The sequence below is a fragment of the Gordonia sp. NPDC003429 genome (genome assembly GCF_053588575.1).
The window spans coordinates 105208-128145 of record NZ_JBSFQF010000009.1 but is presented as its reverse complement, the minus strand read 5'-3'; the positions used below and the strand labels follow the sequence as shown (position 1 = coordinate 128145).

The 22938-nt window shown below is 68.9% G+C and carries 19 protein-coding genes; 6 read left to right on the top strand and 13 right to left on the bottom strand.

The features are described from left to right. Nucleotides 1-3: 3 nt before the first annotated feature. The 3 genes from ACWDSI_RS12955 to ACWDSI_RS12945 are packed head-to-tail and all read left to right on the top strand — an operon-like array spanning nt 4 to nt 3160. A complete protein-coding gene (locus ACWDSI_RS12955; protein WP_449746650.1) occupies nt 4-357 on the top strand; it encodes a molybdopterin oxidoreductase in 354 nt (117 codons plus the stop codon). After that, nucleotides 357-2828 carry a nitrite reductase large subunit NirB gene (gene nirB, locus ACWDSI_RS12950; protein WP_449756778.1) on the top strand — a complete coding sequence of 824 codons (2472 nt, stop codon included), beginning with the start codon at nt 357-359 and terminating at the stop codon, nt 2826-2828. The genes ACWDSI_RS12955 and nirB overlap by 1 nt, the downstream gene beginning before the upstream one ends. Next, nucleotides 2825-3160 carry a Rieske (2Fe-2S) protein gene (locus tag ACWDSI_RS12945; protein WP_449746652.1) on the top strand — a complete coding sequence of 112 codons (336 nt, stop codon included), beginning with the start codon at nt 2825-2827 and terminating at the stop codon, nt 3158-3160. The genes nirB and ACWDSI_RS12945 overlap by 4 nt, the downstream gene beginning before the upstream one ends. A gap of 39 nt (nt 3161-3199) precedes the next feature. Here ACWDSI_RS12945 and ACWDSI_RS12940 read toward each other — a convergent pair whose 3' ends face one another. From ACWDSI_RS12940 to ACWDSI_RS12930, 3 genes are read right to left on the bottom strand one after another with little or no spacing between them, the layout of a single operon-like run. Then, entirely contained in the window at nt 3200-3952 is a 753-nt protein-coding gene (locus ACWDSI_RS12940; protein WP_449756777.1) for an SDR family NAD(P)-dependent oxidoreductase, read from the bottom strand. Then, a complete protein-coding gene (locus ACWDSI_RS12935; protein ID WP_449756776.1) occupies nt 3949-4932 on the bottom strand; it encodes an alpha/beta hydrolase in 984 nt (327 codons plus the stop codon). Before ACWDSI_RS12935 ends, ACWDSI_RS12940 begins: the two co-directional genes overlap by 4 nt. Further along, entirely contained in the window at nt 4929-6323 is a 1395-nt protein-coding gene (locus ACWDSI_RS12930) for a flavin-containing monooxygenase (protein WP_449756775.1), read from the bottom strand. The genes ACWDSI_RS12935 and ACWDSI_RS12930 overlap by 4 nt, the downstream gene beginning before the upstream one ends. A 138-nt stretch (nt 6324-6461) precedes the next feature. Between ACWDSI_RS12930 and ACWDSI_RS12925 the strand changes: the two genes are divergently transcribed. Together ACWDSI_RS12925 and ACWDSI_RS12920 are read left to right on the top strand one after the other, a co-directional pair. Continuing rightward, nucleotides 6462-7316, top strand: a complete 855-nt coding sequence (locus tag ACWDSI_RS12925) for an SDR family oxidoreductase (RefSeq protein WP_449756774.1) — start codon at nt 6462-6464, stop codon at nt 7314-7316. After that, the gene (locus tag ACWDSI_RS12920) at nt 7316-7918 is read left to right on the top strand and encodes a TetR/AcrR family transcriptional regulator (RefSeq protein WP_449756773.1); all 603 of its coding nucleotides are present in this window, start codon (nt 7316-7318) and stop codon (nt 7916-7918) included. Before ACWDSI_RS12925 ends, ACWDSI_RS12920 begins: the two co-directional genes overlap by 1 nt. Before the next feature lie 23 nt (nt 7919-7941). Here the strand turns inward: ACWDSI_RS12920 and ACWDSI_RS12915 are convergent, their stop codons facing one another. The 10 genes from ACWDSI_RS12915 to ACWDSI_RS12870 all read right to left on the bottom strand — a co-directional run bounded on the left by ACWDSI_RS12915 (nt 7942) and on the right by ACWDSI_RS12870 (nt 21063). Next, nucleotides 7942-8802 (bottom strand): LLM class F420-dependent oxidoreductase, encoded by an 861-nt coding sequence (locus tag ACWDSI_RS12915; protein WP_449756772.1) that lies wholly within the window; start codon nt 8800-8802, stop codon nt 7942-7944. 86 nt (nt 8803-8888) lie between these two features. After that, complete coding sequence (locus ACWDSI_RS12910) at nt 8889-12881, bottom strand: nSTAND1 domain-containing NTPase (RefSeq protein ID WP_449756771.1); 3993 nt, start codon at nt 12879-12881, stop codon at nt 8889-8891. 454 nt (nt 12882-13335) lie between these two features. Continuing rightward, entirely contained in the window at nt 13336-14364 is a 1029-nt protein-coding gene (locus ACWDSI_RS12905; protein ID WP_449756770.1) for a prenyltransferase, read from the bottom strand. Then, the gene (locus tag ACWDSI_RS12900; protein ID WP_449756769.1) at nt 14361-15104 is read right to left on the bottom strand and encodes a class I SAM-dependent methyltransferase; all 744 of its coding nucleotides are present in this window, start codon (nt 15102-15104) and stop codon (nt 14361-14363) included. Before ACWDSI_RS12900 ends, ACWDSI_RS12905 begins: the two co-directional genes overlap by 4 nt. Nucleotides 15105-15132: 28 nt before the next feature. Further along, the gene (locus ACWDSI_RS12895; RefSeq protein WP_449756768.1) at nt 15133-16434 is read right to left on the bottom strand and encodes a glycosyltransferase family 4 protein; all 1302 of its coding nucleotides are present in this window, start codon (nt 16432-16434) and stop codon (nt 15133-15135) included. Between the two features lie 47 nt (nt 16435-16481). Then, nucleotides 16482-18170: an FAD-dependent oxidoreductase gene (locus ACWDSI_RS12890; protein WP_449756767.1), complete on the bottom strand. Its 1689-nt coding sequence runs from the start codon at nt 18168-18170 to the stop codon at nt 16482-16484. Nucleotides 18171-18290: 120 nt separating this feature from the next. Next, the gene (locus ACWDSI_RS12885) at nt 18291-19277 is read right to left on the bottom strand and encodes an SMP-30/gluconolactonase/LRE family protein (protein WP_449756766.1); all 987 of its coding nucleotides are present in this window, start codon (nt 19275-19277) and stop codon (nt 18291-18293) included. 46 nt (nt 19278-19323) lie between these two features. After that, nucleotides 19324-19902, bottom strand: coding sequence for a DUF3558 domain-containing protein (locus tag ACWDSI_RS12880; RefSeq protein ID WP_449756765.1), 579 nt, complete (start codon nt 19900-19902; stop codon nt 19324-19326). Next, nucleotides 19899-20798: a DUF3558 family protein gene (locus ACWDSI_RS12875; protein ID WP_449756764.1), complete on the bottom strand. Its 900-nt coding sequence runs from the start codon at nt 20796-20798 to the stop codon at nt 19899-19901. The genes ACWDSI_RS12880 and ACWDSI_RS12875 overlap by 4 nt, the downstream gene beginning before the upstream one ends. 70 nt (nt 20799-20868) lie before the next feature. Further along, nucleotides 20869-21063, bottom strand: a complete 195-nt coding sequence (locus ACWDSI_RS12870) for a hypothetical protein (protein ID WP_449746667.1) — start codon at nt 21061-21063, stop codon at nt 20869-20871. A 152-nt stretch (nt 21064-21215) separates the two neighbouring features. On the opposite strand from ACWDSI_RS12870, the gene ACWDSI_RS12865 reads away from it, so the two are divergent. Continuing rightward, the gene (locus tag ACWDSI_RS12865) at nt 21216-22931 is read left to right on the top strand and encodes a DUF222 domain-containing protein (protein WP_449756763.1); all 1716 of its coding nucleotides are present in this window, start codon (nt 21216-21218) and stop codon (nt 22929-22931) included. Nucleotides 22932-22938 lie beyond the last annotated feature (7 nt).

Below are 22938 nucleotides of genomic sequence, written 5' to 3'. Positions count from 1 at the left end.
CTCATGAGTGACACCAGCACCCCGCATTTTCTCCAGGGGCGTTTTCCGTTCAAGGGCGCCGGCTTCGACACCCTCACGGTGATCGACGACTCGCTTGCGATCTCCGTGCCCGACGGCTCCACACTCCAGGCGGTCTACTTCCGGGGCGGCAACAGCAGCGACGAGATGATCACCGTGGCCCTGATGCATGACGGAGAACCGGTGCGCTACTTCCCGATTCCGGCGCAGGGCGCCACCCACATCCCGCTGCGCCTGGTCGCGGACTTCCTGGAGGGTGCCGAACTCTCGCTCACCCTGGCCGCGCCCACATCGGCGTCGGGCACGGTGATCATCGACCTCGGCCTGGTTGAGTTCTGATGGCACCGCGATCGCTGGTGGTGGTGGGCAACGGCATGGCCGGTGCCCGCACCGTCGAGGAGATCCTGGCCCGCGGTGGCGGCGAACAGTTCTCGATCACGGTGTTCGGCGATGAACCGTACGGCAACTACAACCGCATCGCCCTGTCGCACGTCCTGGCGGGGTCGGATGTGCCCGACGACATCTATCTCAATCCGGTGGACTGGTACCGCGACAACGCCATCGACCTGCGCGCCGGCGTCCGGGTGGTGCGCATCGATCCCTACGCCAAGGTGGTGCTGGGCGACGACGGTGCGCGCGTGAGCTACGACAAGCTGATCATCGCCACCGGCAGTCGCGCGTTCTTCCCGCCGATCGAGGGACTCTGGGTGGACGACACCACCTTGCTGTCGGGGGTTTTCGGCTTCCGCAGCCTCGACGACACCACCTCGATCATCGCGCACGCCGACGGCGCCGAACGCGCCGTGGTGATCGGCGGCGGCCTGCTGGGCCTCGAGGCCGCGCACGGTCTGTCCGGGCGCGGGGTGTCGGCGGCGGTGGTCCATTCGGGCCCGATCCTGATGAACGCACAACTCGACGAGACCGGCGGCTCGGTGTTGCGCAAGGCGATCGAGCGGACCGGGGTGGACGTGGTCACCGGCAAACGCACCACCCGGGCGTTCGCCGACGACCACAACGCCCTCACCGGAATCGGATTCGCCGACGGCGACCGGATGGACTGCGACCTGCTGGTGCTGGCCACCGGAATCCGACCCAACGTCGGGCTCGCGCTCGGCGCGGGCCTCACCGTGGAACGGGCCATCGTGGTCGACGACCACATGCGCTCGATCGACGACGACGACATCTACGTCGTGGGCGAATGTGCGCAGCACCGCGGCCAGGTGTACGGCCTCGTCGCCCCGCTGTGGGAGCAGGCGACGGTGCTCGCCGACCACATCACCGCCACCGACCCGGCCGCCGCCTACCACGGGTCGCGGACCTCGACGAAACTGAAGGTGGCCGGCGTCGACGTGGCCCAGATGGGTGTCAAGGCACCCGAATTCGCCGACGACGAATTCGTGCAGTTCTACGAGCCGCGTCACGGCGTCTACAAGACCGTCGTGATCCGGGAGAACAAACTGGTGGGTGCCACGCTCGTCGGCGACCTCGGCAAGGTCTCATTCCTGATGCAGGCGTTCGATCAGGGCACCGAACTGCCCGACGAGCGGATCTCGCTGATGTTCGACATCGGCACCCCCGATGCGGCGACCGGTGTGGCCGAACTGTCCGACGACGCGCAGGTGTGCAACTGCAACGGCGTCGACAAGAAGACCATCGTCGACTGCGTCGCCGGCGGCACCACGTCGGTGGCCGGGGTGATGGCCGCCACGCGGGCAGGCAAGGGATGCGGCTCCTGCAAGGGTCTGGTGGCGCAGGTCGTCGAGTGGGCCGCCGGCGACGCGGTCACCGTCGATCCGTCGGCGAACTGGTACGTCCCGGCCATCCCGTACGAGAAACCCGAACTGATGCGCCTGATCCGGGAACTGAAGCTGTACTCGGTGCGCTCGGTGTTCGCCGCGCTCGCCCCGGACGGCAAGGAGGACGCGAACTCCAAGATGGGCCTCTCGTCGCTGTTGGAGATGATGTGGGGATCGGATTTCATCGACGAACGCGCGAGCCGGTTCATCAACGATCGGGTGCACGCCAACATCCAGCGTGACGGCACGTTCTCGGTGGTGCCGCAGATGAAGGGCGGGGTGACCTCCGTCGAGCAATTGCGCGCCATCGCCGATGTGGCGGAGAAGTACTCGGTGCCGCTGATCAAGCTGACCGGTGGCCAGCGGATCGACCTGCTCGGTATCCGCAAAGAGGATCTACCCGATGTGTGGGCCGACCTCGACATGCCGTCGGGTTACGCCTACGGCAAAAGCTTCCGCACCGTGAAAACCTGTGTGGGCAGCGACTTCTGCCGATTCGGTGTGGGCGATTCGACGGCGCTGGGCATCGCGCTGGAGGAGCGGTTCCAGGGTATCGCCGGACCGGCCAAGATGAAGCTCGCCGTCACCGGCTGCCCACGCAACTGCGCCGAGGCCCTGTGCAAGGACCTGGGCGTGGTGGCCATCGACGGCGGCAAATGGGAAATCTATGTCGGCGGCGCGGCCGGTGCGCACATCCGCAAGGGCGATCTGCTGGCGACGGTGGACTCCCCCGCCGAGGTGATGACGCTGGCCGGACGCTTCCTGCAGTACTACCGGGAAAATGCGAAGTGGTTGGAACGCACCTACGCGTGGGTGCCGCGCCAGGGTATCGAGAAGATCCGGGCGGTGGTGGTCGATGACGCGGAAGGCCTTGGCGCCGAACTGGATGCGAACATGCAGAAGTCGGTGGACGCCTACCGCGATCCCTGGCAGGACGGCAAGGAGCCGGTGACGCCGGGACAGTTCCGCTCGGCGCTGCCGCTGCTGCCCCTGCCGCAGGTGCCGGTCCGATGAGCGCTCCGGGAGTGGCCGAGTTCGTGGTGGGCAACGTGTCCGACATCCCGTGCGGCGAGGGGCGGACCTTTGCGGTCAACGGCACCCAGATCGCGGTGTTCCGCCTGCCCGACGGGTCGCTGCGGGCGCTCGACGCGGTGTGTCCGCACCGCGGCGGCCCCCTCGCCGATGCCCTCATCGACGACGGGGTGGCGGTGTGTCCGCTGCACAACTACACCTACGACCTGACGACCGGTGCCGAAAAGGCGTACGGCGGAGTCGGTGTCCGCGCCTACCCGGTGCGTGCGGACGAGTCCGGCGCCATCACCGTCGAGTTTCCCGACACCCCCTGACGTGTGGGCGCCCGTGCGGGTGCTCACCCGTCGGGCCCTTTATCCGTCGGCGAGCGCCCGCACCCTGCCCAGCACGTCGGGATAGCGTTTGAGGTGCGCACCTCCGTTGAGGTCGATCGCGGCGCCCGTCATCCAGCCTGCCGCCGGGGAGGCCAGGAAGGCGACCGTCGCGGCGATGTCCTCGGGGGTGCCGCGCCCCAGGGGTGTGTTGTCCAGGTACTCCTCGGTGAGCCCGGGTACGTAGGCGATTCCCGCGGTCAGCGGCGTGTCCACCAGCCCGGGAGACACCGCGTTGACCCGGATGCCGCGGTCGGCCAGTTCGAGCGCGGCCACCTCCACCAGCATCAGCACACCCGCCTTCGCCGCGCAGTACGACCCCATTCCGGCGCCCGGCTGCCGACCGTTGAGCGATGCGATGCACACGATCGACCCGCCGTCGGCGATGCGACGGCCCGCGTACTTGAGCACCAGGAAGGTGCCGGTGAGGCAGACGTCGACGGTGGTGCGCCAGTGGTCGAGTTCGAGGTCGACCAGCGCGCCGGGCATCGACAGTCCGGCACAGTTGACCACGATGTCGGGTGTGCCGACGGCGTCGAATCCGGCCGACACCGACGTCTCGTCGGTCACGTCCATGGTGAGTGCGTCGGCGCCGGAACCGAGTTCTGCGGCGACGTCGTCGGCAGCAGTGCCGTTGATGTCGGCGACGGTGACAGTGTCACCGCGCGCGTGCAGCATGCGCACCGTGGCCAGGCCGATTCCCGACGCTCCACCGATCACCAGTGCCCGGCTCACGCCGGACTCCCTTGATCCACGGAATGGTTTTCGCGTGCGAGATGTCTTGTCAGGAAACCGATCTGGTGATCGACCACGCGGCCGAAGGTTTCCTCGTCGATCTCCTCGAAGACCCCGAAGTGGTCGCACGGATAGTGACGCACCTCGGCGCGCGCCTTGAATGCCGCCTTTGCCGCGGCGTGGGGTGGGGCGCCGCGATCGAGGTCGGCGATCTGTACGAGCACCGGGCCGGTGATCTTGCCGGCATGGCGGTCGGCGCGGTAGGAGCCGAGTTCGGTGGCGATCGAGGCGTCCACCTCGTTGCGCCACGACGGGCCGGAGATGGCGAGGTAGCTCTCGTAATAGCCCTCGCTGGTCAGCGCCGCCCGCGTCCCGGGCCGCCCGACCACGGGGATCATGGTCGGGGAGCCGCCGAGTCTGGTGGCGATGGTGCTCGCTGCGCCCGACATCGCCGAGCGCAGCATCGACACCGCGCCCACCTGCGGATAGTGGTGTCGCCCCGCGGCCAGGCCGCTGACCAGCGGCACCACCGAGATCACCGCCGCGACGTCGTCGCGTTCGGCGCCGAGAGCCAGGACGTGACCGCCCGACTGGGATAGTCCCCACAGCACGACGCGATCGGCATCCACGCCGGGTTGGCCTTTGGCCGCATTCACCGCGGCGTGGAAGTCCGCGATCTGGCCCGACATCGAAACCCGTTGTCGCACCGCCCCGCCGGAGAGCCCGAATCCCCGGAAATCGAAGGCGAACACGGCCAGGCCGGCCGCCGCGAGGCGGGCCGCGAACGGTTCCAGACCCGAGTCCTTGGTGCCGCAGAACCCGTGGGCCATCACCACCACCGGCACCCCGGCCGATGTGGCGAACGGCGATGCGTCGGCCAGGCCCTCGGGGGGCGTGAAGAACCAGGCGTCGCAATCGGTTCCGTCGACCTCGAAGGTGACGCTGCGTCGCCGCGCCGAGCCGATCTCGCTGACGGTCATCGTGCCTCCTGCAACTCGGTGGTCTCCTCGACGGTCCGGTCGGTGACCCCGGCCCACCGCTGCGGCCCGAGGACGGCGGCGCGGCTGCGCCCGGCGGGAATCTCCCTGGTACGCATGTCGTGTTCGTAGAGGTGGAAATCGACCTGCTGGGTGTTGCGCGGCCGGTCGAGCAGAAAGCCGGTGTAGAACTCCTGGTCGGCGACGATCGCCTGTCGCATCTCGTCGACCGGGGGCAGCCGGTACTGACCTCGCGCCCACGCCCCGATCAGCCTCGACTGCGCCTCGACGAACGGGAACAGCGTCGGCGTCGGCTGGGCGAACCCGACGAACACCAGATCGTCGATGCCCGGATAGAACATGCGCTTGTACAGGTCGATCCGGTTGTCGGGCGCGCTGATGAAGTCCTCGTCGAAGAACGGGAAGGTGATGTTGTAGCCGGTCGCGTACAGGATGACGTCGAAGTCGGCGGCCGATCCGTCGTCGAAATGCACGGTGGCACCATCGAGCCGGCTGATGTTCGGTTTGGCGGTGAGGTCACCGGAGCCGAGGCGGAAGGGCAGCTCGACCGACTGCGTGGGATAGGACTCGAAGAACTTGTGGTTGGGGGTGGGCAGCCCGAAGTTCTCCGGGCGGCCCGCGGAGATCGGCTGGAAGGTCTGCATGAACTTGCGCTGCCAGGAGTACGGGATGTGCGGACTGAGTTTGAAGTACTTGTCCGACGGTTGCCCGGCAACGTATTTCGGTACGATCCACGCTCCCGAGCGGGTCGAGATCACCACGGTGTTGCCCAGCGTCCGCGACGACAGTTCGACCGCGATGTCGGCGGCGCTGTTGCCGATTCCGACGATGAGTATGCGTTTGCCGGTGAGGTCGAGCGGCGCGTGCGGGTCGATGTAGTGATGCGAGTGGATCGTTTCGCCGGTGAATTCGCCGGGGAAGCGCGCGAACCGCGGATCCCAGTGATGCCCGTTGCCGACGACGAGCAGGTCGAAACGGCGGGTCTCGCCGCGCTGTGTCTCGAGTTCCCAGCCCCCGTCGTCGAGACGTCGCGCGTGGGTCACCGCGTTCTCGAACTCGATGTGCCGGTTCAGGTCGAAGGCCTCGGCGTAGTCGTCGAGATACTTCTTGATCAGCGTGTGGTGCGGAAAATCCGGGTAGTCGTCGGGCATCGGGAAATCTCGGAACGACAGCTGATGCCGCGAGGTGTCGATGTGCAACGACCGGTAGGCGCTGCTGAGGCCGTTGGGATTGTCGAACGCCCAGTTGCCGCCGACGCGGTCGGACATCTCGAAACAGGTGAAGTCGACGCCGTTGTCGGTGAGCATCTTGCTGGTGGTCAGGCCGCTGATACCGGCACCGATCACGGCGGTGCGGGGTGGACGAGAACCCATGATGACCTTCCGGGAAGTGAACAGATTCTGGGATCTGTCTACTCCGCTCCGGCGTCGGGAGTGAACACTTTTGAGAATTTGTCTACCGGAGTTGTTAGAGTCGCCCCCATCACACCCGCGACGTCCTCGGAGGTATGCATGGCACCGGTGCTCACCGTGATCGGCGTCGGCGGCATGGGCGAGTGCATCGCACGACGGCTCGGCTCCGGGCGGCCGCTGCTGATCGCCGATCACGACGCCGACCGCGTCGATCGGCTCTCGGCAACCCTGCGCCGGCAGGGTTACGACGTCACCGCGCGCGTCGTCGACGTGTCCGACCGCGATCAGGTGGATGCGCTGGCCGCGGCGGCGGCGCACCTCGGCGAGGTGACCTCGGTGGTCCATACCGCCGGGGTGTCGCCCGCACTCGCTGCACCCGAACGCATCATCGCCGTCGACCTCGTGGGCACCGCCCATGTGCTCGACGCGTTCGGCGAGGTGATCGCCCCCGGCGGCGCCGGCGTGGTCATCGCCAGTGTTGCCGGGCACATCTTCGCCGATGCGGTGAGCCCGGAGCAGGCCACCGCGCTCGCCTCATTACCCGCCGCCGACCTGCCCGATCTGCCGCTGTTCACCTTCGACTCGATGCCCGACGATCTGGCCAGTGCGATGGCATACGGATACTGCAAGCGCGGCAACCACTTCCGCGTGCAGGCCGCGGCACCGGCATGGGGCGACCGCGGCGCCCGGATCAACTCGGTGAGCCCGGGTGTCACCGCCACCGAGATGGGCTGGACGGAGTTCGAGGCCGACTTCGTCCACGACAGCTACGAGGCGATGATCGCCCAGTCGGCCGCCGGCCGATTCGCGACGGCCGAGGATGTGGCCGCGGCGGTGGAGTTCCTTCTGGACCCGGGACGGTCGGGATTCATCACCGGCACCGATCTGCTCGTCGACGGCGGCGTGGTCGCGGGCGTGCGGCACGGCCGCATTCAGCTGGTCCCCGAATCGTGATGACCAGTGCCGCCGACTCGGTCAGCGTGAGCGATCGTCTGCTCGATGCCACCGCGAAACTGCTGGCCGACAAGGGTATCCGGACCACCACGATGCAGCAGGTGGCCGAAGTCGCCGGAGTATCGCGGGCGTGGTTGTACCGGCACTTCCCGGACAAGGCGGCGATGGTCGGCGCGACCATCGTCCGTTTGACCGAATCGTTCTGGACCGACGCACACACCGAACTGGGTGCGATCGACGGTTTCGCCGAGCAGCTGGTGGCCGGTGTGCGCATCGGTCGCGGCGCCTACGACGACCCCGGCGCGTTGCTGCTCCGGCTGCGCACCGCCGAACCCGAGGAGTTCGCCGCGTGCGCGGGGGTGGGGTTGGCGGGGTTGGTGCCCGACCTGGCCGCGTTTTGGCGTCCTTACGTCGAGACGGCGATCGCATCCGGCGAGATCCATCGTGCGCACGACCCGGAGGCGACCGCCGAATGGGTTGCGCGGGTGTTGATCAGCTTGGGCACCGTGGGTGGGCGGACCGTCGATCCGGACGACCCGGCGTCGCTGCGACGCCAGATCGACCACTACGTGATGCCCGCGCTGCGCGCGGCACCTCGTTGAATCGTTGAGCAGGTGAGGCGCCGCTATCCGGCGGGTACCGGAGCGATCCCCAGCTTGCCCGCCAGCTTCGCGAGGTAGGCGGTGGCCCGCTCGACGCTGTCGTCGGGCAAGCCGTAGAGGACCGTGGTGACGCCCAGATCCCGGAACTGCTCCAGTCTTTCGGGGATCGGCTTGAAGTCGAGGACCACGATCTGCGGACGCCCGGAGCGTCCGGCCTCGGTCCAGATCCGGTTGAGCAGACCCACCGAACCCGCGATGTCCTCCTCGCCGGGCGTGGTGATCCACCCGTCCGCGCTGCGCGCGATCCACCGGAAGTTCTTCTCCGTGCCCGCCGCGCCCACGAGCACCGGGATGTGTCCCTGCGGCGGCTTGGGCCACGCCCAACTGGAGCCGAAATCGACGAATTCCCCGTGATATTCGGCCTCGTCCTCGGTCCACAGGGTGTTGATCGCCTCGAGGTATTCACGCAGCATGGTGCGTCGTCGTTTCGGTGGCACCCCGTGGTCGCCGAGTTCGTCGAGATTCCATCCGAAGCCCACCCCGAGGGTGAGTCGTCCGTCGGAGATGTGATCGACGGTGGCGAGCGTCTTGGCGAGGGTGATCGGATCGGACTGCACCGGCAGCGCCACCGCGGTGGCCAGCCGGATCCGGTCGGTGACGGCCGCGGCGGCGGCCAGCGACGTCCACGGATCGAGGGTGCGCATGTAGCGGTCGTCGGGCAGGGACGAATCGCCGGTCATCGGGTGCGCGGCGTCGCGCCGGGTGGGGATGTGGCCATGTTCGGGCACGAAGTAGGAGGCGAAGCCGGCCTCTTCGATCAGCGGCGCGAGCACGTGCGGTTTGAGCCCACGATCGCTGGTGAACTGCACGATTCCGAACTCCATGACTCTCCTCCGGGGTGTGACGTGACCCACGTATCACCATAGACACTCGCCTGGACACTTGTCCATCGAGTGCGGGAGGTGAGTGCTCAGTTCGCCGGGCAGGGGTTGCGGTAGGGCACTCCCTGCGCGAATTCCCGCCACGTGGCGGCGTCGAGTCCGTCGCCGGCCCGGCACACCCGGTCGGCCGCGGCGGTCGGGTCGATGGACCACCACCGCAGGTCCGTGCTGCCGCCGGCGTAGATGGTGTCGTTCCGGTCGATCGACGCGTTCCGCACGAAATCCGATGCAGCGGTGAGCGATTCATCCGCCGCATGCGGCCGGGGATGGCCCGGGTCGGAGTTGTCCCAGAGTTGTATGGTGCGACTGCCGCCCACCACCAGCGTGCGTCCGTCCGCGGAGACCGACAGCGACGACACCCGTCCGCCGACCGGCACCGCGAGCGCCTGCGCGGCGTCGGTGTCGGTGGTTGCGGGGTCGGGGGTTGCGGTGTCGGTTGTTGCGGGGTCGGGGGTTGCGGTGTCGATCACCCACATCCGCTCATTGTCGGCACCGGCATACAGGTAGTGGCCGTCGGCGCTGAACGCCACGGTGTTCACCGCACCGTCGTGGACGTCCACCTGCGCAATCCGGCGCGGGGCCGCCGGATCGGTGAGATCCCAGCGGCTGATCCGGTGCGCGGCGTCGGCCACCGCGATGCTCTGCCCGTCCGGGGCGAACTGCACGTCCTCCACGAAACCGGTGGCGGCGTCGAACGGTGCGCCGATCTGTCGGGGACGTCGCGGATCGGCGACGTCCCACACCCGCAACCCGTTGTCGGTGTCGCCGGTCACCAACAGGTCGCGGGTGGGGTCGAAGGCCAGCGGAAAAACGTGCCGGGTGCCGAGCCGCAGCGTGGCGGTGCGCACCGGGGAACGCCGGTCGGTGATGTCGTAGAGCTCCACCTCACCACCGCCGGTGAAGGCCGTGGCCAGCACGGTGCCGGTGCGATTGAACGCGGCCACGTAACCGCCGCTGGCCCGAGGTTGTGAACGCATCGACGACAGGCGCGTCGGGGTGGCGGTGCGCAGATCCCACAGATTCACCACCTGGTCGGCGCCGCTGGTCGCCAACGTCGTGCCGTCGCGCGACACCACCGTCTGGGTGATGGGCAACTGGTGGGCGGGCAGCGGCGAGGCCGGTAGATCCCATGCCTGCACCGCGCCTTCACCGCCCGCGGTGAGCACCGTGTTCGGGCCGAGCGGCCGAGCGGTGAAGAAGGCGCCGCCGACCGTGCGCATCGGCTCGCCGATCTCGGTGAGCACACCCGGAGTGGCTGTCGAGTCGTCGACATTCCACTTCTTGGCCAGCCCGTCGAGTCCGGCGGTGATCAGCGCGCGGCCCTGATCGGAGAAACCCACCGACCAGATCGCGGCGCCGTGCGCGTGGACGCGCCGCACCTGCCGGGGGCGGGTCGGGTCGGAGATGTCCCACACCGCCACCGTGCCGTCGTCGCGGCCCGCGGCGAGCAACCTGCCGTCGGGTGAGACGGCCACCGAGTGCCAGCCGCTGTCGACGCCGTCGCCAATGCGGGCGAGTTGCTGCGGCGCCGATGGGGTGGCGATGTCGCTGAGGGTCAGCGTGCCGTCGTCGGACCCGGCCACCAACACCGGTGCCGTGGGGCTGATGGCCACCGTGCGGACCGCACCCTCGTGTCCGCCGATCATCCCGACCGCGCGATACGGTCCCGGTCCGGTGGTGTCCCACAGCGTGACGACACCGTTGTCGTGCGTGGACGCCAGCAACGTGCCGGCCGAGTTGTAGCGCAGGATGTACGAGGTACCCGTCCCGTAGGGCGAGGCCATGGTGGCGATCCTCACCGGATGTGCACGGTCGTGCACATCCCATACCGTCACGTGCCCCGTGCCGTCGGCCGAGGCCAACCGTGATCCGGACGGATCGAAATCGACGGAGGTCACGAAGCCGTCGTAGCCACCGAGCACGGGGGCGGCCGCGGTGATCCGGCGCGGGTCATGGGCATCCCACAACCGCACCGTGCGGTCGTAGCTGGCCGTGGCCAGCAGACCCGACGACGTGGCCGCGATGTCGTAGATCGCGCCGGAGTGCGCCTGCCGCGCGGCCGCGGGCAACGGCAGCTGCTGGGTCTGCAGCACCCGCATCGCGGCCAGCGGGTCGTCGGGGCGGATGCGCCAGGCACCCACCGCCAGGCCGGCGGCCACCCCCGGGTCACTCTGCTCGAGCCGGCCGATGGTGGACAGCAGCGCGGAGAAACGGGCGTTGTCACCCTCGCGGGCCAACGCGATGTTGGAGATGATCGCGACGGTGGCGGCGACCAACGCCACCACCAGCAGCAGCACCACCGCGGCGATACCCTTGCGGCGGCGGCGCCGCTGAGACTCGATCTGGCGGTCGGCCGCGTCGAGGAACTCCTGCGCGCTGGCCGGCAGCATCGCGTCCTCGGCGACCTGTGCCGCCCACATCCAGCGCCGCAGGTTGTAGAGCATCGACGGATCGCGGCCGCTGAGCTGCCACTCCCGGGCATCGGAGGCGACGCGCTCGAGGATCGGCGCCAGATCGCGGTGACGCTCGATCAGCTCGCCCAGTCGCGGCCACGCGGTGAGCACGATGTCGTGGATGATCTGGACCTGCTCGCCGGCAATGGTGACCAGCCGGGAGCCCGCCAGCGCTTCGATCACCGCGAGAGTGGTGTCCCGGTCCTTTCCGGCGTCGGCGAGTTCGTCGAGGGTGCGTGGCATCCGCGTGACACTCCGGTCGGAGACGTGCACCAGCGCGAGCAGGAGTCGTTCGGCCACCACCTGCTGGTTGTCGTCGAGGGTGTCCCAGGTTTTTTCGGCGGTCGCCGCGATCGCCGACGCCACGCCGCCCGCGGCGTGATAGCCCGCGACGGTGAGCATGCCGCCGCCGCGCTGCGCCCACATCACCGACAACACGTGCGCCACCAGCGGGAGCTGACCGGCGCGGTCGTCGGTGGAACCGCGCAGCGGCGTCATCGACCTCAGGTCGGACAAGATGGTGGCGGCCAGTCCCCGGTCGACGCGGATACCCGACCGCCGTGCCGGTGCCGCGATCACATCCTCGAGTTCGCGGTCGGTCATCGCCGGCACGATGAGCGAGTGCCGCTGCCACGCCGACGCGAGCGGTTCGAGGCCCGAACTGATCTCGTACATGTCGGCGCGGATACCCGCGACGACCACGTGACCCCGTACCGCTGCGAGCGCACCGAGCCGCTCGGCGAGGCGCGCGACCTCGGCGCTGTGCCGCGGGTATCCCACCAGCACTTGTTCGAGCTGATCCACGACGTGCACGGTCAGCCCGGGCGAGGCGCCCGCGTCCGTAACCGCGTCGGTCTCGGTTTCGGTGTGAACGTCGGAATCGGTATCGGCGTCGGCAAGTGTGGTCCCCGTCGTGGCCGTCGGGTCGGACTCGCCGGCGAGATCGGTGGCGAGCAGGGTGTGCACGGTCCAGGGGGCGTCGGCAGCGGCCGACAGGCGGGCGATGCCGGCTCGCAGCAGTGAGGATTTGCCGGCTCCGGAGACACCGGTGACCACGACGATCGCGGGCGCGGTCTCGCGGTGTGCCGACGCGGAGACGATCAGCCGCCGCAGATCGTCGAGTACGGCGTCGCGACCGAAGTAGACGTCGCGGTCGGCGGCGGTCAGCGCGGCCAGTCCGCGGTAGGGCGAGCGGACGCCGGGGACGCGGGTATCGCCGCGCGGGGGACTCGACTCCGCCCCGCGGCCCGCTGTTGCGCCGCCGGCGCGGCCCAGCTCCCACCATTCGCGCCACCGCGTCAACGGCGGCACGTCGACCTCGCCCCGAGCGCGCGATTGCAGGATCAGCCAGGCGAGGGCGGGTTCGAGCGTTTCGAACCGGGCAGGCAGGTGCCGGCCCCGGCGCCAGTCGCTGAGCCGCTGCACCGTGATCTCGGCGCGACCGCCGCTCACCCGGCGCGACCCGCCGGCCACCGCCGCCAAGGTGGGTGAGCCCGCCGAGGCGAACAGTTGTCGCAGCTGTGCCCCGAACCGGGTTGCCGGATCGCTCGTCGAGTCGGGCTCGTCCACGATATTCACGTTCTTCACCGCTCTGGACGCCCCCGTGTACTTCGCCGTCGCGATCGGACCTCTCGTGAGGGTCGCGACCGGACCTCACGCAGAGAATGTACGAACGGCGTGTCGCCTGCGCAACGCGGGTACGGGGTCGGGATGCGACCAATTGTCCGGTCCGGAAAACACCTTGCGGTACTTGATCAGGTCAAATGACCGAAATTCCGGTGCGGCCCGGACACACCCCACTGCGACCGGTTTCACTGAGAGGGCGACGAGGGAGACACGTCGACGAGGTGGGAACAAGCCATCGATCCCCCCTGATGGCCACCGTTCCCATGTCGGGGGGCGCGTTCTCGCTGCCGATCCCCCCCATTACGGCAGCGAGAACGCGCTGACACAACCGGGGCACCAACCACCTGGGCGCACCAGCCACCTGGGCACACCGCCACCGCGAACAGCGCGGACGTGCTCACACATCGCGGAAGATCCCGTTGCCGGGGCTGGTGCGGGTCACCGCGTCCACCGCGAGCACCACCGCCGCCGACGTCCAGCAACTCTTCTCCACCGGCCACCGCTTGCCGTCGGCGTACACGAGCCCGGTCCAGTAGGAGCCGTCGGGGTCGCGCAGATGCTGGATCGAGGCGATCAGTTCCACCGCGGCTGCGGTGTCGCCGAGGGTGTCGAGGGCGAGCGCGAGTTCGCACGTCTCCGCCCCGGTGACCCACGGACGATGATCGACGCAGCGCACGCCGCGGCCTTCGACGACGAATTGCGCCCAGCGCCGCGCGATCAACTCCTGGCCAGCCCGGCCGCGCACCGCGCCGCCGAGCACCGGGTAGTACCAGTCCATCGAGTGCTCCGACGGTCTCTCGAACACCGACGGCCGCGCCGCGAAAGCCTCCGCGAGCGCCGACTGCGCGCGGATCCACCCGTCGTCGGGTTGTCCCACCTCGGCGGCGATGCGGTTGGCGCAGTCCAGCGCCTGGTAGATGCTCGAATTTCCGGTGATCAGCGCCTCGGAGAACATCGCACCGGTGTGGTGGTCGCCGCCCCACCGGAACGCGCCGTCGGAACGCTGGAAGCGGGTCACCAGCTCGATCGCCGACCACACCACCGGCCACATCCGGTCGAGAAACGCCTGGTCACGGGTGATCAGGTAGTGATGCCACACTCCGACGGCCACGTAGGCACAGAAGTTGGCGTCCACCCCGTCGTCGGTGACCTGCCCGCACACCGTCCGGATGGGCCACGACCCGTCGGACCGTTGATGCCTGCGCGACCACTCGTAGGCGCGTTCGGCCTCGTCGACGAAGCCGGTGACCGACAGCGCCATCGCCGATTCGATGTGGTCCCACGGGTCGGTCTGTCCGCCCGGAAACCACGGCAGCGCCCCGGAATCCTCCTGCATGGCAGCGATCGCCGCGCCGGTGGCATGCATCTGTGCACCGGTGACCACTCCGTCGATCGAGAGCGCCCCGATGTCGGGAGCGGTGGTCATACCCCGCGGGTGTCCTCGGGTGTGCCCGAATCGGGTTTGCGCAGGTAGAGCGCCACCGACTTACCGATGACCGGGTTGAGTAGTCGTTCGCCGCACCGGGTCAGCGCGGGTGCCGACATCATGTCCCACACCAGCAGCCGGTGGTAGGCGCGCACCAGCGGGTTCTGATCGTTGTCCACACCGACGGCGCACTTGAGCCACCAGTAGGGGGCGTGCAGGGCGTGGGCATGGTCGGTACCGGTCACCTCGAGTCCCGCGGCGGTGAGCTTCGCGCCGAGTTCGGAGGCCTTGTAGATCCGGACGTGGCCACCCTCGACCTCGTGGTAGGCGTCCGACAACGCCCAGCACACCTTCTCCGGCCAATAGCGGGGCACGGTCACCGCAGCCACGCCGCCCGGCCGCAGCACCCGCACCATCTCGGTGATCGCGGCCTCGTCGGACGGGATGTGTTCGAGGATCTCCGACATCAGCACCACGTCGAAGGTGCTGTCGGCATACGGGAGTCGCAGTGCGTCGCCGACCTCGGCGCGTGCCTTGGCCTCGGCGGGCACCTCACCCTCGGCCATCATCGCGTCGAACATCTCGCCGACGTCGGCCATGTCCTGTTCGGACTGGTCGAAGGCGATGACGTCGGCCCCGCGCCGGAACATCTCGAACGAGTGCCTGCCCTGCCCGGCCCCGATATCGATCGCCTTGGTGTGCGACCCCACGCCCAGCCGGTCGAAATCCACTGTCAGCACTCGCTCCCCTTTCGCTCCGCCGCACTCGTCATCGGCGGCGTTGCCCGTTTGTGTCGTCGCGGTTGGTGTCGTCGCCGTTCGTGTCGTCGCTCTGGACCCCGGCCAGCACGGTCTCGTAATGCGCGGCGGTTTTCGCGGCCACCGCCGCCCAGCTGTAGCGTTCCTCGACGCGTCGCCGACCCGCCGCACCCATCCGGGTGCGCGCGTCGGCATCGTCGAGCAGCGTGCCGATGGCCTGCGCGAGGCGACCCGAGTCCCGCGGCGGCACCAGCAGCGCGGCCTCACCGTTGTCGCCGACCACCTCGGGGATCGCTCCGGCACGCGTGGCCACCAGCGGTGTGCCGCAGGCCATCGCCTCCACCGCGGGCAGCGAGAACCCCTCGTAGAGCGACGGCACGCACGCCACTTCCGCCGAGGCCATCAACTGCGCCATCTCCTCGTCCTCGAGACCCGATACCACCCGCACCCGCGAGCCGATGGCGAGCTCTTCGATCATCGCCGCCGACGGGCCGTCGGGATCCAGCTTGGACACCAGGGTGAGTTCCACGTCGCGTTCGGAGCTGAGTTTGGCAATCGCCTCCAGCAGGTAGGACACACCCTTGAGTGGGGCGTCGGCGCTGGCCACGCACACCACGCTGCCCGGGCGCCGCTGCTGCGCCGGCCGGAACACGTCGGTGTCGACGCCGAGCGGGATGGTGGTGATGCGGCCCGACGGGATGTCGAATGCCTTGCGGATGTCCACCTCGCTGCTGCGGGAGACGGTGAGCAGTTCGGGGATGCGGCGTGCCACCCGCCCCTGCATCCGCAGGAACGAGTGCCAGCGCCAGGCGGTGATCTTGCGCCACCCCTTGGCCGCCTTCACCGCCAGGCTGCGGTCGCGCGTGATGGGATGGTGGATCGTCGCGATCAGCGGGAACCCGGCGCGCTGGATCTGCAGGAGTCCGTAGCCGAGGCATTGGTTGTCGTGCACGATGTCGAAGTCGTCGCGACGGTCGGCGAGCAGCCGCGCCACCCGCAGGCTGAATGTCAACGGTTCGCCGAAGCTCGCGGTCCACATCGAACCGACCTCGATCGCGTCGATCCAGTCGCGATACTCGCCGAGGCGCGGTGTGCGGAACGGGTCGGGTTCGTCGTAAAGGGCCAGGCTGGGCACCTTGGTGATCGTGACGCCGGCGTCGACGGCCACCTGGTCGAGTTCGGGGTAGGGCTGCCCGGAGAAGATCTCGACTTCATGTCCGAGGAGCGCCAGTTCACGACTCAGGTGACGTATGTACACCCCCTGCCCGCCACAGTGCGGTTTGCTGCGATAGGACAGCAATGCCACTCGCACCTCGCGCCCCTACCTCTCCCTCGTGTTCGCCCCACCACAGGCCCCCATCAGATCACCGATCCCGCGACCGTTCGCGCGGCGTCCTCGAGGTCGGTGATTCGTACCAGCTTCACCCGCCGTCGGCCGGCCTGCTTGCCCGCGTCCCGTTCGGCGGCATCGATGCTCTTCCAGCCGGCCAGGTCGACGCGACGCGCACCGCGGTCGGCGACGAGTTCGGGCACGTCGTCACGCGACGCGGTCGGCTGCGGCAACGTACCGGCGATGAAGTCGGCGATCAGGGATTGGGCCGTCTCCTGCCCGCACATCCGGTTGCGCCCGATGCCGCCGGTGGCGCCGCGTTTGATCCATCCCGTCACGTAGAGGCCCGGAATGATGTCGCCGTCGGCCGCCGTCTGCACTCGTCCCTCGCTGTTGGGGACCACGCTGTGCGCCGCGTCGAACGGAACGTCGGCGATCGGCATGCCGCGGTAACCGATGGCCCGCAACACCAGGCCCGCGTCGAGGTCGAAACGTTCCGCTGTGGGCGTCACCGCCATGTTCTCGCCGGTCTGGGCGTAGGTGTTGCGGACGCAGGTGAGCTTTTCCACCTTGCCGGACTCCCCCGAGATCTCCACCGGGGAGGCCAGGAACCGGAACACGATGCGCTTGTTTCCCGGCGTGGTGGGGCGTTCGGCGAACTCGCGGGCAAGCCGCACCTTCGTCGCGATCGTCGAATCGAGCGTGCCGTCGGACTCGGCCGCCTCCGACACGGGGTCGAGGGCCAGTTCGGCGGGATCGATGACGATGTCGACGCCGTCGACATCACCGAGCGCGAGGAACTCGCTGTTGGTGTAGGCGGCCTGGGCGATGCCCCGCCGGGCGAGCAGCACCACTTCGCTGATATTTGAGTCGCGCAACCTCGCCAGGGCGTGATCGGCGATGTCGGTGCGCGCCAGCACGTCGGGATCGGTCACCAGGATGCGGGCGACGTCGAGTGCCACGTTGCCGTTGCCCACCACCACGGCGCGCTCGCCGGACAGGTCGACGTCCAGATCGGCGTAGTCGGGGTGCCCGTTGTACCAGGCGACGAATTCGGTGGCCGGCAACGATCCCGGAAGGTCCTCGCCCTCGATGCCGAGTCGCTTGTCGGTGGGCGCACCCACCGCATAGATCACCGCGTGATACCGGGCCAGCAACTCATCGTGCGTGATGTGCGTGCCGACCTCGACGTTGAGGAAGTAGGAGAAGTTCCGTTTGGCGGCGGTGATGGCGAAGGTCTTCTCCACACCTTTCGTGGCGGCATGGTCGGGTGCGACCCCGGCACGGACCAGGCCATACGGGGTGGGCAGCCGGTCGAACATGTCGACGCTGATCTGGGGACGCCGGACCAGTTCTTCGGCGGCATAGAACGCGGCCGGACCGGCTCCGACGATGGCGATGTGCAGATCGCCCTCGGGCAGCTTCGGCGCCTTCGTGGGCGGGACGATGCCCCCGTCGACGTCGTGGTCGGTGTAGTAATCAGCGTTGATCTGCAGGTAGGGCTCGTCCCGCTCGGTGAGCTGATCGTCGGGCAGGATGGCCTCCACCGGGCATTCGTCGATGCAGGCACCGCAATCGATACAGGTGTCGGGATCGATGTAGAGGCTCTCGGCGGTGAGGAATTCCGGCTCGTCGGGCGTCGGGTGGATGCAGTTCACCGGGCACACGGCAACGCAACTCGCGTCGTTACAACAGGGCCTCGTGATGACGTGCGGCATGGTTCTGCTTTCTCGCCCAGCATGGGTGGAACGTGTTCTAGTTTTCCGCTGACTGTACATCAGTCGCGACAACCGGAGCGAGCGCGGGACACGCCCCGCCGGCCGTTCACGGCTGCCCATTCACCGTAGTCGTACGGCCAACAGTTCACCCGTCTCGGATGCCACCACGAGGCGCTGGGACTCCCCGGGCCGATGCGCGATGGCGGTGACCGGCCGGCCCACATCGACGACGCATCGCTCGCCGGTTTGCAGGTCGACGATGAAGACCTGGCCGGTGACGGTGCCGACCGCCAACGTGTGCGGTCCCAGTGCGTCCACATCGTCGAGGAACCCGGGCCGTGGAGCGGTCAGGTCGACGGCCGCCCGGGCCTTTGCCGGCGCGTCGAGCGGGACCGCGAGCACGCGGCCGGTGGCGCTTGCGGTGAGTGTGACGTAGAGGGTGTCGCCGATGACGACCGCACCGTTGGTGCCGGTGCCGTTGACCGTGCGTGTCGGCGCGAAGTTCTGCGGCGATGCCGCGGTCCACTCCTCGTCGATGGACCCATCGGGGCGCAGCCTCACCACTCCGAGCGCACCGTCGGTGACGTAGGCGTACCCGTGTGCGTCGAACGCCAGGCCGTTCGGTGCGCCGAGCCCGCGGGCCCACACCTGCGGCACCGGCCGGGCCGCAGCCGGGTCGAACCGCATCACCGTTGCGGTCCGGGGTGCGCCCGGCGCCCCGTTGAGTGGCAGGTTGCCCGAGTTCACGTAGAGCTTCCCGTCGGGGCCGGGGCGTACCGCTCCGGGTGCGGTCACCGGAACGGTTGCGGTCACCCGGCCTGTGGTGTCTCGACGTTGCACCGTGTTGTCCAGCAACCGCGACGTCCACAGATTTCCGGCGGCGTCGAAGGTGAGGTTCTCGGCCCACGCGGTCGGCGAGGGCGAGCCGAACAGCGTTGTCACGGTGGCCGCGCACTGCGGGGTCGGCGGTGGCGCCGCCTGCGCCGGTGTGGCCGCGAGGAAAGTGATCACCACCGTGACCCCTGCCGCCCAGACCCCTGCCACCCAGACCCCTGCCACCCAGACCCCTGCCGCCCGGATCACCGTGCTCCACAGCCGACGACCCACGTCGTTCTCCTGTCTCGCAGTCCGCCCCGGTGTCAGGGCCGGCCGGTCACTGACCGCCGTTGAGCAGTAATTCCATCAGTTTCTCCGGCGCTGCGCAGGGGTCGGCCGCGGCGGTCCCCCCGACCGGTTCCACCCAGAAGGTGTAGACGCCCCGACTGGGCGCGCGCGTGGTGACGCCGCAGACGGCCGGGCGTTTGGGGTCACGTTGGGTGAAGGCCGCCTGGCTCGCGATCTTGATGTTCTCTGTGGTGTACCCGAGACGTTTGGCCGTCTCCTTCTCGACGTTGTAGTCGCCCCACTCGAACCAGTTGAAGGTGACGTTCGCGGCGGCGGCGCCGTCGACGATCCACCGGCAGATCGCGCCGTTGAACGTTCCGCGTGCGCTGGTTCCACCGACGGCCTTCGCGATCTGGGCGGCCGAGAGCACCTGGCATTCCAGGGTGAGGCGGTCGAACTGATCGGTGTCGACGTTGCCGGGCTGTTCGGCGTTGGCCTGCTCGGAGGAGACGGCCTGGCCGTCGACGGTGCAGCCGGCCACCGCGGCGACGAGAAGCGCCGACACCAGCACTGCCAGGAAAAGACGGAGTCGGCTGTTCACGGACACCGCACGCGGCCGGGGACTCATGACGACCGCTCGATCGACATCTGGGCCAGCTGCTTGGCCGAATCACAGATCGCGTCGCTGCTCGGCGGTTGCTGGCCGAGCGGGACGCTGCCCGCGCTCAGCGACCACTCGAAGAAGTCGGCACCGAACCCGATGCCGATCTCGCAGATTCCGGAGTCGGATGCGATGAACCCCTTGTGCCCCTTGATCTCGATGTCTTTGGTGGAGTCACGCGAGAGTTGCTCGGTGGCACGTTCACGGCCGATCGGCGACCCCCGGTACCAGTTGAAGGATGCCACCGGGCCGGTGCGGTCGTCGCTGGCACTCCATTCGCACACCGACGGGTTGTTGACGGTGTTGGTGAGTGTGCCGATGTTGGCGATCCGATTCACCTCTTCGGTGGTCACTCCCCCGCACTCGCCGAAGAACGGGCCGGCGCCCGCCTTGCCGGGAGCCGTCGGGCCTTTCGGCGTCGCGGGATCGTTGTTGTCCGACCCCGACGAACACCCCGCCACGAGGCCGACGATCGCCGCGGCCACCACGATCAGCATCCCGCCGTCGCGCATCCGCAGCCGGTCGAGTTCACGTCGTTCACGTTTGGTGGGCCGCCCGGCCCCGCGGTCACGACGCGGCTGACCGGCCAGGATCTCCTTGGCGGGCGGGGGCGGGCTGCGATCGATGTAGCACTCGGCGGCGGCGGGCGCGGACACCCGCTTGCTGATCAGCCGGGTGACTTCGACGATTCGTTCCCGGCCGGCGAGTCGGACCCGTACCTCATCGCCCACCACGACGTTCTGCGCCGGTTTGGCGGTGGCCCCGTTGACGCGGACGTGGCCGCCGCGGCATGCGTCGCCGGCCGCCGACCGTGTCTTGGTGAGGCGGATCGCCCAGATCCAGCTGTCCACCCGTGTGCTCATGTGTTCCGGACGCTCACGACGGCAGGAAGGGAGGATGCGGCGACGACAGATCCTCGCACGTGATGCCCGCCTACTTCTGCCGGGTCAGCAGGTACACGCCGCCGGCCACCGCGACCACTCCCACCACCACCGCCAAAAACCAGTTGGTGAAGATGCCGAGGAGCAGAAAGACGACAATGCCGGGCGACACCGCCACCAGGCTCATCCCCGGATGCTGGCGGACGACCTGCGACAACGCCTTGCTCTTGGCTGGATCAATCGCCATGCGCTCCACAATAGCCAACGCCGACGAGGAGCCGATGCTTCTGCGCGCACGTCTTTGTCGGTGGCCGGAGGTAACGTGATCACACACTCATCGAACACAGGTTCGATGAGAAGGTCCGCGGGTGACCGTGCGACGGAAGGCGGTGATGGCGGATGGTCGACGCGGTGGTACCCCAACCGCTGCCGCACACGGCGTCGCCGTGGCCCGCGCTGGCCACGGCGTTCCTGGGCGGCATCGATCCCACCGCCACAGCCGCGGCCTCGGTCAACGACCTGTTGATCGGCACGCGCGAACTCGACCGCGGCCACGCGTACCTCACCTGGTGCGACTACCGGTCGGTGGCCGACCTCGCCGCACGCCTCGTCGATCACCGCAAGGGCGCCAACGGCTTTGCGGACGGATTCGCCGACCTCGCCAAACGCCTCTCCCGCACCCGCGGCATCACCCAACGCGCTGCCGAACGACTGATCGACGATGCGGTGGCTCTGTTCGAGCGGCTTCCGCGAGTCGCCGACACCTTGCGCGACGGGGTGATCACCCCGGAATGGGTGCGTGTCATCCTCTCGCGCACCGATCTCGTCGATGGCCGCTCCGCCCAGGCCGTGATCGACACCGAGATCGCGGCCACCCTCCGCCGTCGGCACAGCGGCTGGTCACGACAACTCGTCCGGGACATGGCCGATCGCGTCGTTTTTCGCCACGACCCCGACGGCGTGCGCAAACGCCGCCAACGCGCCCTCGACGACCGGGGCGTGTGGACCCACAACCGCGACGACGGCACCGGCGAGATCGGGGCCACCATGGCCGCCGAGCACATCACCGTCGCCGCCGCCTCGGTCCGCGCCCTTGCCGATCATGTCTGCCCCCGCGACTCACGCACCCTGCCGCAACGCCTCTCCGATGCGATGTTCACGCTCCTCACCGGCGCCGCATTCGGCTGCGACTGCGGCGACGACGCATGTGACGCGCCCAGTCCCGACGTCGGCCGCGGCCGGACGCCCGCCACCACCGTCGTCATCCACGTCATCGCCGACGAAGCCACCGTCGGCGGCGGTTGCGCGGGTGATACCCCCGGACCTTCCACGCCGCCCGGACCGGACAGTGATGTCAGACCCGAGGGTGATACCGGACCGGACAGTGGCCCGGCCGGACCGGCCGACCCGCCGCCGGGACACGAGCCGAGCGGTGGTGATTCCGGTAACCCCGGCTACCTCGTCGGCCATGGCGTCATCTCCCCCGAGCATGTGCGCGACCTCGCCGCCCGCCCCGAGGCGCAGCAGCGCCGGATCGTGCCGCGCGGGACGGCACCCGAGACCGTCGAACTCCCCGCAGGGCAACCGTCGAATCCCTACCGGCCGTCGACCGCCCTCGACGAGTTCGTCCGCCTGCGCGACGGCACCTGCGTCGACCCGGCCTGTCCCCGTTCGGCATTCGATGCCGACCTCGATCACGTCGCCGAATACGACCATGTCAATCCCGACCAGGGTGGCGCGACCGTGGCCGACGGGCTCAACAGTAAATGCCGTTTCGACCACAACCACAAGACCTTCACCGACTGGGTCGACGATCAATACCGAGACGACGACGGCCGTCTCGTCGTCGAATTCATCACGCCCGAAGGCCTCATCCTGCCCGGACCCGCCGAAACCCTTGAAGATCTCTTTCCCGGACTTCGCCGATACCGATTCCGCGACCCACCCAGACCGCCCCGATCACCTGTTGTCGACCCGCCACCGGGACTCACCACGCGGGTCGCGGCGAAGCACGCCCGCCGTCGCGCCGAGCGCCGCCGGAACCGTAAACGACGCACCAACAGGCCGATTCGGCGCGAACCCACCTTCGACGACCCCACGCCGCCGCCCTTCTGATCCGGCG